Annotated in this window: 20 protein-coding genes and 1 rRNA gene; 3 read left to right on the top strand and 18 right to left on the bottom strand. The window is 60.4% G+C overall.

Annotation, left to right across the window (positions count from 1 at the left end; all coding sequences use genetic code 11):
• The 17 genes from FOI68_RS16865 to hprK all read right to left on the bottom strand — a co-directional run.
• Nucleotides 1-64 (bottom strand): 16S ribosomal RNA (locus FOI68_RS16865); the annotation flags it as partial.
• A 350-nt stretch (nucleotides 65-414) separates the two neighbouring features.
• Nucleotides 415-2,382 carry a TRAP transporter permease gene (locus FOI68_RS16860; protein WP_255433620.1) on the bottom strand — a complete coding sequence of 656 codons (1,968 nt, stop codon included), beginning with the start codon at nucleotides 2,380-2,382 and terminating at the stop codon, nucleotides 415-417.
• Nucleotides 2,383-2,886 (bottom strand): DUF1850 domain-containing protein, encoded by a 504-nt coding sequence (locus FOI68_RS16855; protein ID WP_143863810.1) that lies wholly within the window; start codon nucleotides 2,884-2,886, stop codon nucleotides 2,383-2,385.
• Between the two features lie 51 nt (nucleotides 2,887-2,937).
• Entirely contained in the window at nucleotides 2,938-3,936 is a 999-nt protein-coding gene (locus FOI68_RS16850; RefSeq protein WP_370512139.1) for a TAXI family TRAP transporter solute-binding subunit, read from the bottom strand.
• 177 nt (nucleotides 3,937-4,113) lie between these two features.
• Entirely contained in the window at nucleotides 4,114-5,490 is a 1,377-nt protein-coding gene (locus FOI68_RS16845) for a sigma-54-dependent transcriptional regulator (RefSeq protein ID WP_044898844.1), read from the bottom strand.
• Complete coding sequence (locus FOI68_RS16840) at nucleotides 5,465-7,405, bottom strand: transporter substrate-binding domain-containing protein (RefSeq protein ID WP_143863809.1); 1,941 nt, start codon at nucleotides 7,403-7,405, stop codon at nucleotides 5,465-5,467. Before FOI68_RS16840 ends, FOI68_RS16845 begins: the two co-directional genes overlap by 26 nt.
• Nucleotides 7,406-7,435: 30 nt before the next feature.
• Nucleotides 7,436-7,888, bottom strand: coding sequence for a GNAT family N-acetyltransferase (locus FOI68_RS16835; RefSeq protein WP_143863808.1), 453 nt, complete (start codon nucleotides 7,886-7,888; stop codon nucleotides 7,436-7,438).
• Between the two features lie 148 nt (nucleotides 7,889-8,036).
• Nucleotides 8,037-8,690: a bifunctional phosphoribosyl-AMP cyclohydrolase/phosphoribosyl-ATP diphosphatase HisIE gene (gene hisIE, locus FOI68_RS16830; protein WP_143863807.1), complete on the bottom strand. Its 654-nt coding sequence runs from the start codon at nucleotides 8,688-8,690 to the stop codon at nucleotides 8,037-8,039.
• A complete protein-coding gene (gene hisF, locus FOI68_RS16825) occupies nucleotides 8,687-9,445 on the bottom strand; it encodes an imidazole glycerol phosphate synthase subunit HisF (protein WP_029100241.1) in 759 nt (252 codons plus the stop codon). The genes hisIE and hisF overlap by 4 nt, the downstream gene beginning before the upstream one ends.
• 1 nt (nucleotide 9,446) lies before the next feature.
• Nucleotides 9,447-10,184, bottom strand: a complete 738-nt coding sequence (gene hisA / locus FOI68_RS16820; RefSeq protein ID WP_143863806.1) for a 1-(5-phosphoribosyl)-5-[(5-phosphoribosylamino)methylideneamino]imidazole-4-carboxamide isomerase — start codon at nucleotides 10,182-10,184, stop codon at nucleotides 9,447-9,449.
• On the bottom strand, nucleotides 10,181-10,798 hold the full coding sequence (gene hisH, locus FOI68_RS16815; protein ID WP_035295791.1) for an imidazole glycerol phosphate synthase subunit HisH: 618 nt from the start codon (nucleotides 10,796-10,798) through the stop codon (nucleotides 10,181-10,183). Before hisH ends, hisA begins: the two co-directional genes overlap by 4 nt.
• 2 nt (nucleotides 10,799-10,800) lie before the next feature.
• Nucleotides 10,801-11,397 (bottom strand): imidazoleglycerol-phosphate dehydratase HisB, encoded by a 597-nt coding sequence (gene hisB / locus FOI68_RS16810; protein ID WP_143863805.1) that lies wholly within the window; start codon nucleotides 11,395-11,397, stop codon nucleotides 10,801-10,803.
• Nucleotides 11,394-12,692: a histidinol dehydrogenase gene (gene hisD, locus FOI68_RS16805; protein ID WP_143863813.1), complete on the bottom strand. Its 1,299-nt coding sequence runs from the start codon at nucleotides 12,690-12,692 to the stop codon at nucleotides 11,394-11,396. Before hisD ends, hisB begins: the two co-directional genes overlap by 4 nt.
• Nucleotides 12,693-12,730: 38 nt before the next feature.
• Entirely contained in the window at nucleotides 12,731-13,372 is a 642-nt protein-coding gene (hisG, locus tag FOI68_RS16800; protein WP_029100246.1) for an ATP phosphoribosyltransferase, read from the bottom strand.
• A gap of 3 nt (nucleotides 13,373-13,375) precedes the next feature.
• Complete coding sequence (locus FOI68_RS16795) at nucleotides 13,376-14,551, bottom strand: ATP phosphoribosyltransferase regulatory subunit (protein WP_143863804.1); 1,176 nt, start codon at nucleotides 14,549-14,551, stop codon at nucleotides 13,376-13,378.
• Nucleotides 14,552-14,781: 230 nt separating this feature from the next.
• Complete coding sequence (locus FOI68_RS16790; RefSeq protein ID WP_029100248.1) at nucleotides 14,782-15,282, bottom strand: acyltransferase; 501 nt, start codon at nucleotides 15,280-15,282, stop codon at nucleotides 14,782-14,784.
• 25 nt (nucleotides 15,283-15,307) lie between these two features.
• Entirely contained in the window at nucleotides 15,308-16,243 is a 936-nt protein-coding gene (gene hprK, locus FOI68_RS16785; protein ID WP_029100249.1) for an HPr(Ser) kinase/phosphatase, read from the bottom strand.
• A gap of 227 nt (nucleotides 16,244-16,470) precedes the next feature.
• Here hprK and FOI68_RS16780 point away from each other — a divergent pair, with 227 nt between their 5' ends.
• The 3 genes from FOI68_RS16780 to FOI68_RS24010 are packed head-to-tail and all read left to right on the top strand — an operon-like array spanning nucleotide 16,471 to nucleotide 18,571.
• A complete protein-coding gene (locus FOI68_RS16780) occupies nucleotides 16,471-17,814 on the top strand; it encodes a sensor histidine kinase (RefSeq protein WP_029100250.1) in 1,344 nt (447 codons plus the stop codon).
• A gap of 14 nt (nucleotides 17,815-17,828) precedes the next feature.
• Nucleotides 17,829-18,440 carry an accessory gene regulator ArgB-like protein gene (locus tag FOI68_RS16775; protein WP_143863803.1) on the top strand — a complete coding sequence of 204 codons (612 nt, stop codon included), beginning with the start codon at nucleotides 17,829-17,831 and terminating at the stop codon, nucleotides 18,438-18,440.
• A gap of 2 nt (nucleotides 18,441-18,442) precedes the next feature.
• Nucleotides 18,443-18,571 (top strand): hypothetical protein, encoded by a 129-nt coding sequence (locus FOI68_RS24010; protein ID WP_255309705.1) that lies wholly within the window; start codon nucleotides 18,443-18,445, stop codon nucleotides 18,569-18,571.
• Nucleotides 18,572-18,683: 112 nt separating this feature from the next.
• Here FOI68_RS24010 and FOI68_RS16770 read toward each other — a convergent pair whose 3' ends face one another.
• The gene (locus FOI68_RS16770; RefSeq protein WP_065067351.1) at nucleotides 18,684-19,313 is read right to left on the bottom strand and encodes an HD domain-containing protein; all 630 of its coding nucleotides are present in this window, start codon (nucleotides 19,311-19,313) and stop codon (nucleotides 18,684-18,686) included.
• Nucleotides 19,314-19,327 lie beyond the last annotated feature (14 nt).

Genomic DNA, 19,327 nt, shown 5'->3' with positions numbered 1-19,327 from the left:
CGACTTGCATGTATTAGGCACGCCGCCAGCGTTCGTCCTGAGCCAGGATCAAACTCTCCAATAAAGTTGAGTTGAATCATTAGCTTCAAGAAAAAGAATTGCTAGGCTCGTTCAACGCTTTCGCTGTTCAGTTTTCAAGGAGCATTTCGTGTCGAACATTTGCTACTATATCACATTCGACTTTCAAGAGTCAAGATCTTTTTTCTATCAATCTTCGAGATCGTTTCTCTCATTTCGTCATCGCTCATCGGCGACAAGGAATAATCTATCACATTGCAAAAACAAAATCAAGGGTAATTTTAAAAGTTTTTTTGTGTCAAAAACGGGTGGTGACAAAAGGAATGTCCCCTCCTGTTCGTGGAGGGGACACTGTGCCTCTGCCGCAGCTTCCATACGAAAAAGGAACGCTCATCCTCACGCCTGGATGGAGACGGCGCCGCGCTTTTTGACGAATTGATACATCAGTACGGCGACCATCGCCGCCAGTCCAGTACCCATGTAGACGGCTTCGGGGAAGATCAGCAGGACGCCTGCCCCGATCAAGACCAGGCGCATCGCCCAGTTCAGCCTGGTTAACAGGAACCCTTCGGTGGCGGCGGCCAGCGCCAGGACGGCCAGAATGGTGGTGACGCTAGCAACGGCGATGTCCAGCACGCTGGAGTTGAGGATCATCAGGCCCGGTTTGTAGATGAAGATAAACGGGACGATAAATCCGGCCAGCGCAAGCTTGCAGGAGATCCAGCCGGTCCGCTGCGGATCGGAACCGGCAATCCCCGCTCCGGCAAATGCGGCCAGCGCAATGGGCGGCGTCAGATTGGCAATCGCTCCAAAGTAAAAGACAAACAGATGGGACGCCAGCGGGTCGACGCCGAACGTGGACAGCGCCGGCGCCGCCATCGTCGCGGTGATGATGTAGCACGGGATCGACGGCAGGCCAAGCCCCAGAATGATGGAGGCGATCATCGTGAAAAACAGCGTCATGAAGAGGCTGCCCGAGCCCATCATCAGGATGATGTTGGCCAGTTTCAGACCCAGGCCGGTGAGGCTGAACACGCCTACGGTAATCCCGACGGACGCGCAGGCGGCCGCCACGCCCAGCGTATCGCGCACGCCGGTTTCCAGCGCTGCCAGAATGTCGCGGAACCCCATCCGGCTGGACGGGCGCAGCGCGGCGATGATCACGGTAGCCACGATCGTTACCACCGCCACGAGCGTGGGCGTGTAGCCCATCATCAGCAGCGCCACCAGCAGGATCAGGGGCAGCAGCAGATGCCCGCGCTCGCGAAGGACGTCCTTTACCTTCGGCAGTTCGTCCCTGCTCAGCCCTTGCAGGTTGTCGCGGTCCGCGCGCAGGTGCACCTGGACGAGCAGGCCAAAATAATACATCACCGCCGGAATCAGCGCCGCGATGGCAATCGTGACGTACGGCACCCCCAGCGTCTCGGCCATGATGAAAGCGGCCGCTCCCATGACCGGCGGGAGGATTTGACCGCCCACGGCAGCCGTTGCTTCCACTGCCGCGGCGAACTCCGGCTTGTAGCCGACGCGCTTCATCATCGGAATCGTAAAGGAACCGGTCGTCACCACGCTGGCGACGGCCGAGCCGTTGATCGACCCGTGGACCGCGCTGGCAATCACCCCTACTTTGGCCGGACCGCCCTTGCTGCTGCCGGCCAGCGCCAGCGACAGGTCGTTAAACAGGGTGCCCATGCCGGATTTGGAGAGAAACGCGCCAAAGATGATGAACAGAATGATGAACGACGCGGATACCGCGATGGCGTCGCCAAAAATCCCTTCCGTCGTCACGTACATGTAGTTGAAGATATCGCTCAGCGTATACCCCCTGTGGCCAAATTCGCCCGGCAGGTACGGACCGAGATAGGCGTACGCGACAAAAATGGCGGCCATCGCCGTCAGCTCCCAGCCGGCCACGCGGCGGGACGCTTCCAGCACCAGGAGACAGGTGATCGTGGCAAAGGTCACGTCCAGCGCAGACGGAATCCCTCCGCGGTTGACGATGTCCAGGTAATAGATAAAAATATAGCCGGCCGTGCCCAACGACACTACGGCCAACACCGCGTCCAGAAGCGACAGATGTTTGCGGGACGCCTTTTTTCGGCCCGGGTACAGCAAAAAGATGAGGCATAACACGATGGCCACGTGCAGCGACCGATGCTTCAAGGTCACAAACGGAATCGCGTACGCGGCGTACAAGTGATACAGGGCAAAAGCGATCGCCACACCGGAGACCAGGAGGCGCAGCCACTTTTTCTCAAACACGCGGTAGCGGGCTTCCATGTCGTACTCCTCCAGGACAGCCAGGGCCTTGCTCTCGTTCAAGCGGATTTCCTCCTGGTTGGGCAGGTTTGCCTGCGTGCTCACCTACACGTCACTTCCTTTCTGCTTCAACCTGTATAGATACCGGTACCACCACGGGTACCACCTGACTGACAGCTCCAACGACGTACCCAGCGGCAATACTTCGGATAATTTCCACTGTTGGCCTCCCGCGGTCAGCTTGTAATCCTTCCGGGAGATGACATACAGGACGCTGTCCCGCTGTTCGTGCAGTCCGGATACCGTAATCCAGCCGTCGTGGACCGCAACAACCGCGTCGGCAAACGCAGTCGGAACGCCCGCTCCAAACGATTGAAACGAGGTCTCGGCCAGTTCCATGCCGCGCAGCCAATGGACACGGTACGTTTCCCGCCACGGGGTCAGCTCCACCGAATGAACCCATTCCATCTCAAAGCGATCGTCCATCCAGAGCGGCACCGCTCCGATGATCTCCTGCCGATGAAAGTCCTTCAGCAGCAAAAAGGGGTGGGGCCCTGTCAGGACGAGCCCCACAACGAGGAGGAACACGCGCATCGCCCGTCTTTTCATGCCGTCATCCCTCCCGCATCCCTGGAGTATCTGTTTTCAAAATGATCGGGATTAGTTGAGAGCGCCGATTTCCTTGAAGTATTTTTCGGCCCCCGGATGGAGCGGCACCACCAGATTTTTGCCCGCTTCCTTCGGGTCGATCTCCTTCGCGGCGCTGTGGGCGCCCTTCAGCGTGTCGAGGTTTTCAAAGAAGGCCTTGGTCAGCTTGTACACCTGATCGTCAGACAGGTCGCCGCGAACCAGCATCAAGTTGCGAATCGCGGCGGTCGGCACCGGCTGGTCGTTCTTGTACAGGCCCGCCGGAATTTCCGCCGGCACGAAGAACGGGAACTGCTGCGCCATTTTCTCCACGTCTTCCTTTTTGATCGGCACGATCTCCACGTCCTTGGTGGTCATCAGGTCGATCACCGTGGAGTTCGGCAGACCGGATGTGACGAAGGCGGCGTCGATCGTGTTGTTCTTCAACTGCTCGACCGCCTCGGCGTAAGAAAGGTAGTCCGCCTTGATGTCGTTGTAGGTGAGACCGTGACCGGCCAGCACCATCCGCGCGTTTACCTCCACCCCGGAGTTGGGAGCGCCCACGCCGACGCGCTTGCCTTTCAGGTCAGCCACGGATTTGATGTTGCGGTCTTTCAGCGTGACGATCTGCACGTAGTTGAGATACAGGCCGGCCATGGCCTTCAGGTCCTTGACGGCGCCGGTATCCTTGAAGTTTTCCTGGCCATTGTAGGCAAACGAGGCCACGTCCGACATGACGAACGCCATGTCCGCCTTCTTGGTCTTCAGCAGGTTGATGTTTTCCACGGACGCGCCGGTGGATTGGACGGATGCGTTGTAGCCCAGCTTGTCCTTGTAGATCTTGGCCATCGCGCCGCCGATCGTGTAGTACGGACCGGAGCTTCCCCCGGTGGCGATGGTCAAAAACTTCTGCTCGGCAGCGCCGCCGGATGCACTGCCCCCTCCCTGCGCAGGCGAAGATTGGCTGCTGCAGGCCGCCACGGAGAGCACCAGCAGCGTGGAAGACAAGATGGTCAGCATTTTCTTCAACACGACAATTCCCCCTTTTCTGGTTTGAAACCGTTTACACCCCTACTTGCAAGCAAATGCCGTGCCAACTGACACACATGCCGAAACACGACGAATTTTGCCGTTTTTCCTGCCGCCGCCCACGAAAAACCGGCAAAAAAATCCCGCCCGCACGGAATTTTTTGCCGGTTCGACAATGGATTACGAGAATGACTCCGATTCCAGGTATTGTTTCAGTTTTTGCCGCAGCCCCCGCTCGCTGATGCCCAACTGATCCGCCGTCTTTTTCCGGTGGCCGCCGTTTCGCTCCAGGGTGTAGAGAATAATCCGCCGCTCCGCCTCCTCCAGGGACATGCCGGCCGGGATAAAGACGCCCTCCTGTCCGGCAGGGGCCGTCCGGCTGCCTGATGGCCGCTCGCTGACGGAAAACGGCAGGTCCTCTGTCGTGATGATCTCTCCCTGAGAAAGGGCGACCGCGTACTCGACGATGTTGGCCAGCTCCCGCACGTTGCCCGGATAGGAGTAGGCGTACAACCGTTTGAGCGCCTCCGGGCTGCACACTTTCTTTCCCTTGCCCAGATTGACGGCGTACAGGTCGAGGAAGTGCTCGATCAAAAGCGGGATGTCCTCGCGCCGCTCCCGCAGCGCCGGAGTGCGGATCGGGATGACGTTGAGGCGGTAAAACAGGTCTTCGCGAAACGCTCCCCGCGCCACTTCCTCCTCCAGATTCCGGTTGGTGGCGGCGATGATGCGGATATCCACCTCTTTTGCCTCGTAACCGCCGAGCGGGGTCACCGTCCGCTCCTGAATGACGCGCAGCAGCTTGGCCTGCAGGGCCAGCGGCATTTCCCCGATCTCGTCGAGAAACACCGTGCCGCCGTGCGAGCGCTCAAACAGTCCGATTTTACGCTGAAACGCCCCGGTAAAGGCCCCCTTTTCGTAGCCGAACAGCTCGCTTTCCAGGAGCTGCTCCGGGATGGCGGCGCAGTTGACCACCGAAAACGGCGCGTGTCTGCGATTTCCCTGAAAGTGGACGGCCCGGGCCACCAGTTCCTTGCCCGTTCCGCTTTCGCCGGTGATCAGGATGCTGGAGGTGATGTCCTTCACTTTCTCGATCAACTGGTAGAGCTTTTGCATCGGCTGGCTTTTGCCGATGAGCCCGGCGTACGCCTGCTGCTGCTTGACCGCTTCGCTCAGCACCTTTACCTGCCGGTGCAGATGCTGAAATTCCAGCGCCTTGTTCAAGAGCAGCCTGACCTCGTCCAGGTGCAGCGGCTTGGTCAGGTAGTGGTAGGCGCCGGCCTTCATGGCGGCGACGGAGGATTCGATCGTGCCGTACGCCGTCATCATGATCACGGTCACATCCGGCTTGACGCCTTTCAGCTTGGCGAGCAAATCCAGGCCGCACGTGTGTCCCAGGTTCAAGTCCAGCAGGACGCAGTCGATCGCTTCCTGCTGGACGACGGCCAGCGCGCTCGGCTCGTCCCCGGCCGTCCAGACCGTGTAATCGTCTTCCAGCGCAAACGACAGCGAGGCGCAGATGGCCGGTTCATCATCCACGATGAGCAAGTTGGGCATGGCTCTCCTCCTTTTCCTGTCGTTCAAACCATAGCGTAAACGTGGTTCCCTTCCCCTTCGCGCTGTTTGCCTCGATGCGGCCGCCGTGCTCCCGCATGATCCTGTCGCTCAGGTAGAGCCCCAGGCCGATTCCCTGGGCTTTGGTCGTATAAAACGGCTGGAACAGGTGGGGCAGCTCCTCCGGGTCCATTCCTTCCCCGGTGTCGCCCACCGCCAGTTCCACGCCGCCCGCCCCGCCGCCAGCGCGGATGGTCAGGCGCTTGCGGGGACTGGCCGCCATCGCTTCCAGCGCATTCATCACCAGGTTGATCAGCACCTGCTTCACCCGGGCGCGGTCGGCTCGAATCACCAGCTCGCCGGGCACCTCCACGACCACCTCCACCTGCTCGCGCTCCATCCGTCTGGCAAACAGGCCCAGCACGGAGCCGACCAGCTCCCGCAGCTCGACGTTCTGCATCTGCAGCGGCTTGGCACGGGAGTAGTCCAGCAGGTCCTCCAAAATGCGGTTCATCCGCTCCATCTCTTCCGGCACGTACCGCAGCAGCTCCGCCCGGAAGCGCTCGTCGTCCAGCTTTTTCGGAAGCAGCTCAACGAACGTCTTGATCGCGGTCAGCGGATTGCGCAGCTCGTGGGCGATGCCTGCCACCAACTGGCCGAGCGCCCGCATCTTTTCCTGGGCGACCAGCCGGGCCTGCAGCCGCTTCTGCTCCGTCCGGTCCTGCAGGCTGACGATCCATCCCACGTGCTCGTGGGACGCGTTGGCAAACGGCGCCATGTAGTAGTGAAAGACGCGGATGGAGCCGGGCTCCCACTGAAACTCCCCTTCGTACTGACGAGGGGCCAACTGCTCCAGCGGTGTCTCCAACGGCAATTGCGGCAAGAGGGAGGAGATGTGGCGGCCCAACACGTCGTCGGACAAGGACAGCATCCGGCGGGCCACCTGATTGACCAGCGTCACGTGGCCGCTCACGTCCAGCGAGAGGATGGCGCTCTCCGTGTTGTCCAGCACCTTGCGCTGAAACGCCAGCAGGTCGGCCAACGCCGCCGTCTGCCGCCGCACTTCCTCCTGCAGCCGTTTGTTCCAGGTAAAAATGGTCACCAGCGTCACAACCACGATCGCCATCGCGATTACCAGGGCGATAACCAGTTTTCGCCACCAGTCGGTGACATGCGGCGAATACGGTTCAAAGTACTGGCTGTACAGCCGCGTATAGGTGCCGTCCCGGTACAGTTGGTTCAGTCCTTTGTTCAGCTTGTCCAGCAGCTCGTAGTTGCCCTCCCGCACGGCAAAGGCGTAGTCGGTCGGGTTGATCAGGCCGGAACGCATCACAAAGTCGCCGCGCCTGCCCGCCTTGTCGAGGAAGTAGGCGGCGGTCCAGCGGTTGCCGATAAACGCGTCTGCTCTCCCCCGCATCAGATTGTCCAGGGCGTCCCGCTGGTTGAAGGAGACGAGCAGTTTCACCCTGCGGATGTCCTGCACCAGTTCCATGCCGGTATTCCCCCGCTGTACCGCCACCACCTTTTCCTTCAAGTGGTTCAGGGTGTAGATGTCGCTGTCGGCTTTCGGAACCAGCAGCACCTCGGACATGGTGAAAAACGATTCGCTGAAGTCGACGACCCGATCGTACCGGCTGGTGTATTTCATCCCCAGCAGGACATCCGCTTTGCCGTGCAGCAGGTAGGAGACGGCATCCTCCCACTCCAGCGGCACGAACTCCAGCTCGAAGCCGTTTTGCTCGGCGATGGCCCGGATCAAGTCGACGTTAAACCCGGAGACGTCGCCGTGTTCGTCCGTGTAGGAAAACGGGGGCAGCTCCTTGTCAAAGACGACCCGCAGCACGTCGCCGGCTGACGCATTCGCGGGATACAGCCAGACCAAAGCCAGCAGGGCGATGGCCCACCATCGTCGGTTCACAGCGCTGTCCTCCTTTCGTCGCTTCGTCTTTCACACGGCCGCCAACCGGAAGAGGCCCCTGCCTGGCAGAGGCCCCCATCGTACCGGCGTTTTCTCCTGTAGGTGTCCCATCGTGCAGGTGTGTGAGCGGTCAGTTGTTGTGTAACATCTCAGCCGCCATGTCCGCCGCCTGTCTGATCCATCGCTTCTGTCGTCGGTTTGCTTGGGATCAGGCCGGACGTCGCGGTAATCGCATGTGCCGATATGCACGCCGTCCAGCGTGTAGACAGAAAATACACACCCGCGCAAATTGTCAGACGGACGCGTGCCGCGCACGGCCTCCGCGTACATCGCCCGCAGCGATTCCAGCGGCAGGTTGCTGTATTTGGCCGCCTCCGAACCGGCCGCCCACCTGGCCACTTCCTCGTCGTTTCGCCATTCAAACAGCCGCACCAGGTCCGCTTCCGTGACCGGGCGCAGCTCCACTCGCTCTCCTTTGATCAATCGGATCCCCGCCTTTCGAAATGATGTATGCGAAAGCGCTTGCAAAACCATTCAAGACATGCTGCATAAACACCACTCCTTTCCCTTCGGCGGATGTTTCCATTCTAGCAAAAAACCACTCCCCGGCAAAGGGAGTGGTCGTGTGGCGTCAACGTCTCCGCCGCAGTTCGGCCAGCACGTCGTCGAGCGGCAGCTTTTGCTCCCGCAGGAGAACCAGCAGGTGGTAGATCAGGTCGGCCGCCTCGTAGCGCAGTTCGTCGTGGCTGCGGTTCTTGGCGGCGATGATTACCTCCGCCGCTTCCTCTCCTACTTTTTTCAAAATCTTGTCGACGCCCTTTTCAAACAGATACGTGGTGTACGCCCCTTCCGGCCGTTCCGCCTCGCGGGAGGCGATCAGCCGCTCCAGCTCGTTCAGGATGGCAAACCGGTCAGGGACGGGCGCCTGCTCCGCTCCCTCCGCCGCTTCCCCTCCGTGCGCGATCGCCCCGCCAAAGCAGGTGTACGAACCGGTGTGGCAGGCGGGGCCGCTGGGCACGACCTGCACGACCAGGGCGTCTCCGTCACAGTCGTACCGCATGGACACAATCCGCTGGGTGTGGCCGGACGTGGCTCCTTTGTGCCACAGTTCCTGCCGCGAACGACTCCAGAACCACGTCTCTCCTGTCTCCAGCGACTTCGCCAGCGACTCTTTGTTCATGTAGGCGAGCGTCAGCACCTCTTTGCTTACCGCGTCCTGTACGATGGCGGGAATCAGCCCGTTTTCGTCAAAGCGCAATTGCTCCCAGGGAATGGTTGGGGTCATGGCCGCACGACAACTCCTTTCGCAAGCAGGTACTCTTTGACCGCCTGAATCGATGTCTCTTCGTAGTGGAAAATGGACGCGGCCAGGGCGGCGTCCGCCTTGCCCTCCGTCAGCACGTCGTAGAAATGCTCCCGCGCGCCCGCGCCGCCGGACGCGATCACCGGAATGCCGACCGCCTCCGAGACCAGCCGCGTCAGCTCCACGCCGAAGCCTTTCTTTTCGCCGTCGTCGTCCATGCTGGTGAGCAGAATCTCGCCGGCGCCGAGCGCTTCCGCCTCCCGCGCCCAGTCGATCACGTCCCGACCCGTGGCGTTGCGTCCGCCATGGGTGTACACTTCCCAGCGGCCGGGGCCGACACGGCGGGCGTCGATGGCGACCACGACACACTGGGAGCCGAACACCGTCGCCCCTTCGCGGATCAGCTCCGGCCGCAGCACCGCCGCCGTGTTGAGCGAGATTTTATCCGCTCCGGCGCGCAGGATGCGCTTCATGTCCTCCACGCTGTTGATCCCGCCGCCGACGGTAAAGGGAATCGTGATGTTGGCCGCCGTCCGTTCGATCACGTCCACCATCGTCTTGCGCCCTTCGTGGGAGGCGGAGATGTCGAGGAAGACCAGCTCGTCCGCCCCTTCTTCGCTGTACTTTTTCGCCAGCTCCACCGGGTCCCCGGCGTCCCGCAGTCCGACGAACTGCACCCCTTTGACGACCCGGCCGTCTTTTACGTCCAGACAGGGAATGATGCGCTTGGCCAGCATGCTACTCACGCTCCTCCATCCGGGATACCGCTTCCGCCAAGGTGAACGCGCCCGTGTAGAGGGCTTTGCCGACAATCGCCCCCGAGACGCCGTCCGCCGTGCAGGCTGCGAGCGTCAGCAGATCGTCCAGCGCGCTTACGCCGCCCGAAGCGATCACCGATTTGCCGGTGGCTTTCGCCAGCCCGGCGATCTCCTCCACGTTGGGGCCGGTCAGCGTGCCGTCCCGGGCGATGTCCGTGTAGATGAACGTCTCCGCGCCGTACGAGACGAGCCGCTTCGCCAGCTCCACCGCCGACACGTCCGTCGTGGTCAGCCAGCCGCGGGTGGCTACCATGCCGTTGCGGCAGTCCAGGCCGATCGCCACGCTGCTCCCGTACCGGCGCAAAATCCGTTCCGTAAACGGCTCGTCCTCAATGGCGGCCGTGCCGAGAATGACGCGGGCGACCCCCGCCTCGAGGTAGCCGGCAATCTGCCCTTCCGTGCGGATGCCGCCGCCCACCTGCACCGGTACCGGCACGGTGCGGGCGATCTCCTTGATCAGTTCGCCGTTGAACGGCTGCCCCTCCTTGGCTCCGTCCAGGTCAACCAGGTGCAGCCAGGACGCTCCCTGGGCCACCCACTGGCGGGCCATCTCCAGCGGCGAATCGGCGTACACCGTCTCCTGCGCGTAATCGCCCTGGAACAGCCGCACGCATTTGCCGCCGCGAATATCGATCGCGGGATAGATCGTAAACCTCATGCCTTTCCCCCCTCGCACCGTCCGGCAAAGTTGCGCAGCAGCCGCATGCCGGTGTCGCCGCTCTTTTCCGGATGAAACTGCATGCCGAACACGTTGTCCCGCCCGACGATGGCGGTGACGTCCTGATGATAGTCGCTGGTCGCCAACAGCACGGCCGGATCGCTCACCCGCACGTGGTAGGAGTGAACAAAGTAGACGTAATCCCCGCTTTTCACGCCTTCCAGGAGAGGGTGCTCCTGCTTCACCTGCAGTTGGTTCCAGCCCATGTGCGGCACCTTGTAGTCGCCGCGGAAACGGACCGCTTCCCCGCCCAACAGGGAGAGGCCGGTGTGCGTGCCGTGCTCTTCGCTTTTTTCAAACAGGAGCTGCATGCCGAGGCAGATGCCGAGAACCGGCCGGCCGGACGCCGCGTACGCGCGAATGCCCTCCTCCAGTCCAAGCCGGCGGATGTTGGCCATCGCGTCGCCAAACGCCCCGACTCCCGGCAGGATCACGCCCGCAAAGTCGTCCAGCCGCTCCGGGCGGGAGACGAACTCATAGGCGTACCCAAGCCGTTCCAGCGCTTTGCTCAAGCTGTACAGATTGCCCATGCCGTAGTCGATAATGCCGATCATCGTTACAAAACCCCTTTGGTGGACGGTACGCCTTTGACGCGCGGATCGATCGTCGTCGCTTCGTCCAGGGCGCGGCCGAGCGCTTTGAAAATGGCTTCGATCATGTGGTGCGTATTGTGGCCGTAGTGCAGGATTACGTGCAGGTTGATCCGCGCCTCCAGGGCGAACTTCCAGAGAAACTCGTGCACCAGCTCGGTGGGAAACTGCCCGACCACCGGCGACGGGTACTCCGCCCGGTACTCCAGGTGGGGCCGGTTGCTGATGTCGATGACCACCTGCGCCAGCGCGTCGTCCATCGGCACGAAGGCGTTGCCGTAGCGCTTGATGCCCTTTTTGTCGCCCAACGCTTCGCGCAGCGCCTGGCCGAGGCAGATGCCGATGTCCTCGACGGTGTGGTGGTAGTCGATCTCGATGTCCCCTTTTGCCTTCACGGTCAGATCAAAGTGACCGTGGCGGGTAAACAGGTCCAGCATGTGGTCGAGAAACGGCACGCCGGAGTCCTGTCTGCTTTCCCCCGTGCCGTCGACGGCAAAGGAAAGGGCGATGTCCGTTTCGTTGGTCGTGCGCGCGATCTGCGCCGCCCGTCTGTTGTCGCTCATGATTGGTCACGCTCCTGCTCTTCTTTGGCAAAGTCGTTGAGCCGCTCCTGAATGGCCCGTCCGTGGGCGGCCAGCCCTTCCTGTTCCGCCAGGGCGACGATTTTATGGCCATGCTCCCGCAGGTCCCGTTTGCTGTAGGACACCACGCTCGATTTTTTCACAAAGTCGTCCACCGACAGCGGCGAGGAGAAACGGGCCGTGCCGTTGGTGGGGATGACGTGGTTGGTGCCGGCGAAATAGTCCCCGACCGGCTCCGAGCTGTACGGTCCGAGGAAAATGGCCCCGGCGTTTTCCACCTTGCCCAACTGGTCAAACGGGTTGTCGATCATGATCTCCAGGTGCTCGGGGGCGAGCCGGTTGACCACCGCAAATCCCTCGTCCAGATCGTTCACCAGCAAAATGGCGCCATAATCGCGCAGCGCCGCCTCGGCGATCTGGCGGCGGGGCAGTTCGGTCAACTGCCGCTCCACTTCCTGCGCCACCGCTTCCGCCAGCGCGCGGGACGGCGTCACCAGCACGGCGGCCGACATCGGATCGTGCTCCGCCTGGGACAGCAGGTCGGCGGCCACGTAACGCGGGTTGGCCGTCTCGTCAGCCAGTACGACGATCTCGCTCGGGCCGGCCACCATGTCGATGCTGACCAGGCCGAATACCTCCCGTTTCGCCAGCGCCACGAAAATGTTTCCCGGCCCGACGATTTTGTCCACCGGCTTGATCTGCGCGGTGCCGTAGGTGAGGGCGGCGATGGCCTGCGCGCCGCCCACCTTGTAGATTTCGTTCACGCCGGCGATGCCGGCCGCCACCAGAATCGCCGGATTGATCCTGCCATCCGGTCCCGGCGGCGTGGCAATGACCACTTCCGGGACGCCGGCAATCTTGGCCGGGATGGCGTTCATCAGCACGCTGGACGGATAGGCGGCCGTCCCGCCGGGCACGTACAGGCCGACGCGCTTCAGCGGCCGGACGATCTGCCCCAGCACGGTGCCGCTTTCCTTGGCGGTAAACCACGACTGGCGCACCTGCCGCTGGTGAAAATCGCGGATGTTTGCCGCCGCTTCCGTCAGCGCGGCTTTCACTGCGGAGGCCACCAGCGCCTCCGCCTCGGCGTATTCCGCCTCGCTCACCCGAAAGTTCTCCAGCCGGACCCGGTCAAACCGCTCCGTATACGCCCGGACGGCCTCGTCTCCCCGCTCCCGCACGTCAGCCAGAATGGCCCGCACCGCTTCCTGCTGTTCGCGCGTTCCCGTTTCCACCGATCGTTTCGCGTCGAACTGATTGGCTTGCACAATTCGCATCATTGCCGGTTACCTCTCCTTTCCTAACGATTGGGGGCTCAGCGGGGGATGGCCTCCCAGAATTTTTGCGCGATGTCGTCCACGGCCTCGCTCTTCATCCGATAGCTGGCCCTGTTGGCGATCAGGCGGGTGGTAATGTCGCAGATGTGTTCCAGTTCCACCAGCCCGTTTTCTTTCAGCGTGCGGCCGGTGGAGACGATGTCCACGATCCTGTCCGCCAACCCGATCAGCGGGGCCAGCTCGACGGAACCGTTCAGCTTGATCACCTCGACCTGCTGCCCCTGCTCGCGAAAATAGCGGGAGGCAATGCGCGGGTACTTGGTGGCAACGCGGGGCGCCTCGGTCTGTCTCCAGCCGGGCAGGCCGGCCACCACCATGCGGCAGCGGCCGATGCGCAAATTGAGCAGTTCGTACACGTCCCGCTCCTCTTCCAGCAGCACGTCTTTGCCCACCACCCCGACATCGGCCACGCCGTATTCCACGTAGGTGGGCACGTCCGTCGGCTTGGCCAGGATAAACTCCAGGCTGGCGTTTTCGACCGGGATGATCAGTTTGCGGGAATCCTGCAGTTCTGCCGTCACCTGCAGGCCGGCCTGCTGCAAAAAGTGGACCGCTTCCTCAAAGATCCGCCCTTTCGGCATGGCAATCGTCAATTTTTGCGCATTGTCGGAAAGACTCATCTCCTACTCCCCCTGTCCCGTAAGGCAGATAAATTCGCCGTCGACCTGCTCCCGGCACACCGCCGCCTCCGCCTGGTCGCGCACCAACCGCGTCACGACGACCCGTCCCTCCTGACGCAGCCGCTGCGCCTCGGCCAGCCCGTCTTTGCGCCGTTCTTCCGTGTAGCAGAGCAGCACGGGCGGCTGTTCCGGCGACGGGGCCAGCGGCGTCACCTGCATCAGCCGGTCCATTTTGATGGCAAAACCGGTCGCCGGCGCGGGCCGTCCAAACTGGGCCAGCAAGCGGTCGTAGCGGCCGCCTCCCACCAGCGGCGAGCCCAGATCGGCCGCATATCCTTCAAACACGACGCCCGTGTAGTAGTCCAGGTTGCTGATCAGGTTGAAATCGAGCAGCAGCGCATCGGTCACGCCGTACGCCTCCAGCGCCTGCCACAGCGAGAAGACGTTCTCGACGGCCCGGCGCGCTTTGCCGTTCGCCGTCAGCTCGCGGGCTTCGGCAATCTTGCCTTTGCCCCCGCGCAGCCGCAGCAGCGCATTCAGCCGGCGCCGATCTTCCGCCGAAATGTCCAATTCGTCGGCCAACTGCCGGAATCCGACAAAATCCCGCTCGTACAGGAACCGGCGGAACTGGCCGCGCACCGTCTCTTCCGGCGCCGTCTCCTCCAGCAGTCCCTCGACAAAGTCAACATGGCCGATCGCGATCCGGAACGTCTCCACCCCGGCCGCCCGCAGACAGAACACGGCGAGGGCAATCGCCTCCGCGTCGGCGTCTACGGTCCCGTCCCCGACCAGTTCGATCCCCGTCTGGAAAAACTCCGCGTTGCGGCCCGCTTCCTTTTCCTGGGCACGGAATACGTTGGTCTGGTAATACAGGCGAATCGGCAGCGGCACATCCTTATATAAAGAAGACACGACGCGGGCGATCGGCGTCGTCATGTCCGGCCGCAGCACGACGGTGTGACCCTGTTTGTCCAGCAGCCGGAACATCCGGTCGGTCAGCGTCGCGCTCGCCATCCCCACCGTGTCGAAATATTCCAGCGACGGGGTGACGATCTCCCGGTATCCCCACCGTTCAATGCACTGCCGGAGCGCCCGCTCCAAATGCCGTTGTCTCGCCAGTGATTCCGGCAGTATGTCCCGCATCCCCAGCGGTTTTTCAAATCCCAACGGCTTTGTCATCGCTCTTCCCTCCACACCGATTTCGCTTTACTATGCTAATATGGTAGCAAACTAAAGTGTTATGTAGAAGATTATCACGGAAACTCCCGGCCGTCAACCGCAACAGGAATTATCGGGCAATTCAATCATCTCGACCAAAAACGAGCGCAGCGCCCGGAAACAGCGAAAAGCCCCGGACGCGTTTTCACGAAACCGCGTCTGGGGCTTCTGACGAAACAACCATCCCGCAACTACTCCGGCCGGTCGGAACCTGCTTCCCGGATGATCTGCATCGGATTGCCGCCGACAAACGCACCGGGCGGCACGTCCTTGTGCACGACGGTGCCTGCCGCGACGATCGCCCCGTCGCCGATCGTCACGCCCGGCAGAATGGTGGAGTTGGCTCCCACCAGCACGCGGTCGCCGATGCGCACCTCGCCCAGCCGGTATTCGTCCACCAGATATTCGTGGGCAAGGATCGTGGTGTTGTAGCCGATGACGCAGTTGCGGCCGATTTTGATCAGTTCGGGAAACATGATGTCCATCATCACCATCAGGGCCACAGCCGTCTGCTCCCCCACCTCCATGCGCAAAAAGGTCCGATAGAGCCAGTTTTTCCAGGAGAGAAACGGCGTATAGCGGGCGATCTGAATCACGAGAAAGTTTTTGACCACTTTCCAAAAGCTGACGGTTCGGTACAACTGCCACAACGGGTTGGCCCCGTGGACGGGAAAACGCCTGGTCTGTCTCATCTGCTCGTCCTTTCTGCCTCGCCTTCTACAAGTCGGAATCGCTGTCTTCCAGGATCATGTCAGACTGTTTCTTGGAAAAGTGGACGGCGGCATTGTAGCCCATCCGCTTCAAGCGGAAATTCATCGCCGCCACCTCGATGATGACGGCCAGGTTGCGGCCGGGGCGGACCGGCACGGTAATGATCGGGATTTCCGTGTCCATGATCTTGATCTTTTCTTCATCCAGTCCCAACCGCTCGTACTGCTTGTGCGGTTCCCACAGTTCCAGTTGGACCACCATGGCGATGTTCTTCACATTGCGCACGGCGCCGGCACCGAACATCGTCATCACGTTGATGATCCCGACCCCGCGAATCTCCAGCAGATGCTGGATCAGCTCCGGCGCGCTGCCGACCAGTTGGCCGCCCTGGGTCTGGCGAATCTCCACGGCGTCATCCGCCACCAGGCGGTGCCCCCGCTTCACCAGCTCCAGCGCCGCCTCGCTTTTGCCGATCCCGCTCGAACCGATGATCAGCACGCCCACCCCGTAAATATCGGTGAGCACGCCGTGGATCGTCGTCGTCGGCGCCAGCCGGTTTTCCAGGTAGTTGGTCACTTTTCCGACCAGGGTGGTCGTCGCCAGCGGGGATTGCAGCACGGGAACGCCGCGTTCGTTGGAGACCTCCAGCACTTCTTCCGGGACCGGCTGGTTGCGTGTCACACAAAAACAGGGCGTCCGCTCCTGCATCAAGAAGCGCATCCGTTCCAGCCGTTCTTCCCGGCTCAACGTCTGAAAAAAGTTGATTTCCGTCAAGCCGAGGAGCTGGATCCGTTCGTCCGCGTAATAGGAGTAGTAGCCGGCAAGCTGCAGCCCCGGCCGGCTCAAATCCGTAACGGTAATCTCCCGGCCCAGCCCCTCTTCGCCGCTTAACACTTTCATATGGAAATGCTCTGCCAGATGACTCACTTTTGTCTTGCGCACGTTTGATCCCCCTTGGCAATATCCTCGTCCTGTTTCTGTATTTTCATTGTAGCGAAACCGCCGCCAAAGCGACAACCTTTGGTCAATCACCGAATTGTCGCATCATTTACATTTTTCGACTTATTTCATAAGATAGAAATGATGCCGCTGAACCGTGTTATATATATTATTATAGAAGCGTTACATTCAGCTACATACCCTGGTCTAGATTGAAAGGAGGCAAGACCTTGGAGTTCCTCTTGCGATTCGTACTTATTGACGTACCCGAAGCCTTCTTGTTGCTGGCCATAGGTTTTGCCGTCTTCAATCGTTCCGTCTTCGAAGATTGGAAGAAAGCCTTGTTTTTCAGCATGCCGTTTTCCGCCGCCGGAGAAATTCTGGGCTTGTCGCAGGTCGCGTATCAACCGAAAATCTTGTTGATGTTTCTCTTTTACATACTTTTGCTGCGTGTTGTTTTCCGCACGAGGCTGCTGCTGTCCGTAGCGATGGCGACGGCTGCCATGGGCAGCATGATCATGTCGGAATTTGTTCTCTTCATGATTTTTAACAGTCAACATATCTACTGGATCGACATCCTGGAAGGCAAGTGGCTGCAGTACGCCGCCAGTTTTCTCTATTTGCTCGTCCTGTTCCTGTTCACCAGTATCTTGCGCGTGCTGAAAGTGGACTTGGGACGGCTCATTCCCCGGAATCGACACAACCGCTACCTGTTGATGCTGATTCTGATGGGCAGCGTCGAGTTTTTGCTGATCCTGTTTATGAATACGTCCTTTTTCATCCGGGACAACAACTCGCCGCTCTTCCAATTTTACACGCCCCAATTTCAATTGGTCTTTCAGCTTTTGATTCTGGCCTTGTTTATCGTCATTGTGATTCTGTTTCGAATCTATATCAATTTGACGATCAACCGTGTCGAAGAAGAGACGGAAACGCCTTATTTGCAAAACATCAACGACCTGCTGACGGCCATCCGTTCGCTCAAGCACGATTCACTCAACCATTACACGGCGATCAACGGCTTCATCAAAGAAGGATTGCACGATCACGCTCGCGAATACGTACAGCAAATCCTGAAGGAGACCGTCTCCATCGAACAGGCGGCGGAGGCGAGCGTGCAGGTGCTGGAAGGCATCAAAAATCCCGCAGTCTCTTCCCTGCTTCAGTCCAAAATGGCAATCTGTCTGGCCGAACGGATTTCGTGTACCATTACCATCTCCGGCTCCGGTCAGTTTTCATTTATCAAGACCTACGACTTGATCAAGGTGCTGGGCAACCTGTTTGACAATGCCATTCGGGCCACCTCCCACGAGTTGGAGGAGGATCGTTACATACGCTTTGAGTGGGGGCAAACCAACAAGGAACAATACCTGTACATCGAGAACAGCGGTCCGACAATCCCGAAAGAAAAACTGCAGGAAATCTTTCAACTGGGCTATACCACGAAAAAGGACGGTGAGGGCGGAGTCGGTCTGGCGGTGGTCAAATCGGTGACCGAACGCTACGGCGGCAAGATTGCGGTGAAGTCCGAGAATGGCGTGACCAGTTTCCGCATTTCTTTTCTCTCCAAATAAAAGGAGGGGTTCTGATGGGCTGGACCCGGAAAGTATCCAATCGCATCGCCAAACGCCTGACCATGGAAGGTTCGCCTTATACGGCAGGCCAGATCTCCCACGGCATCGAGATTTTTCTGCTCAATCTGATCAACGCCGCCGTGCTGCTGCTCGCAGCCTGGCTGCTCGGGATCTTCCCGGAAACCCTGTGTTTTGCCCTGATCCTTTTCCTGCATCGCGTGATCACCGGGGGCGTCCACTTGAAAAATCCGTGGACATGCCTGATCGCCGGCCTCCTGATTATGCTGGGGGGCGGCTATCTGGTCAAACACGTTCCGCTGCTGCCGCCAGCAGCGGCCTATGCGCTGATCCTGCTCTCGTTTGGCACGGCGTTTGTCATCTATTATCGACACGCGCCCGCTGCGCACAGCTACGTCAACTATCAGCAAAGCGTCCGGCAAACAAGCAGAAAAATTGCGTTCAGTCTGCTGGGATGCGCTTGCTTTCTATCGCTGGTCCTGGTAGAATTCTCCTATAGACTAGCGATAACCTACACACTGGCTGTTTTTCTTCAATCCTTGCTGCTCCATCCGGTCGCATTCCGGCTGGTAGCCCGCCTGGAAAAAACCTTTTCGAAAGGGTGGTAGTGATGAAGAAACTGGTAAAGCTGTCGTGTGGTTTTTTTGCTTCCCTGTCAGCACTGAATCTCGCTGGCATTCTGAAAGTTGGCGTCTTTTACGAACCGCTTCCGCCGGAACAGCGCGATGAACTAGCATAGATCATACAGAACAGAACAGGTCCACTCCCTAAACGAGTGGACCTGTTCTTTTTCACCAGCGTTATCTTGTTCACAGGGAGGGGAAGCATCGTCCGGATCGGCTGCCGGTTGTTCACCGCACCCCGCGCAGTTCCAACTCCCACCGCTCAAAAAATTGGACCATGAAGCGGTGCCGCTCTTCGGCGATCCGCCGGGCGGCCGGTGTCATCAGCCTGTCCTTCAATCGGCTCAGCTTCCACTCGAACTCTTTGGCCGGCGTGTGCTGGTCCGGGTCGTCGGAATGGATCGGCTGACCGATCACCCCGGAGTAGGCAAACGCCCGGGCCACGCCGATGGCGCCGATGGAATCCAGTTTGTCGGCGTCAAACAAAATCTGCTCTTCCCGCGTCACCGGCGGCCTTTCCTTGCGATAGCGGTGAGCGAGAATCGCGCTCTGGACGCGGGCGATCAGCCCCTCGTCCATTCCTTCGTCGCGCAGCAGCACAGCCGCTTCACGCGCGCTGATTTCCGCGTGGCATTCTCCGGTCCGCCTCTCCTCGGCGCGGCCGATGTCGTGCAGCAGCGCGGCGAGACGAAGGACGGTCATGTCCGCTCCTTCCTCCCGCCCGATTCGCTCGCACAGGGCGATCACCCGCAGATTGTGCTGCCAGTCGTGGGCCGGATCCTGTCCGTCAAAATAGCGCCGCGCCGTTTCCACCAGCCGCGGCGGCAGCGAAGCCAGCGCCTCTGCCGCGTACTCCATGCTCTCCTCGCCCC

Origin of the sequence: Brevibacillus sp. LEMMJ03, from assembly GCF_007197875.1 — a bacterium.
GTDB lineage: Bacteria > Bacillota > Bacilli > Brevibacillales > Brevibacillaceae > Brevibacillus > Brevibacillus thermoruber.
This window is presented reverse-complemented; position numbering and strand designations above follow the sequence as displayed.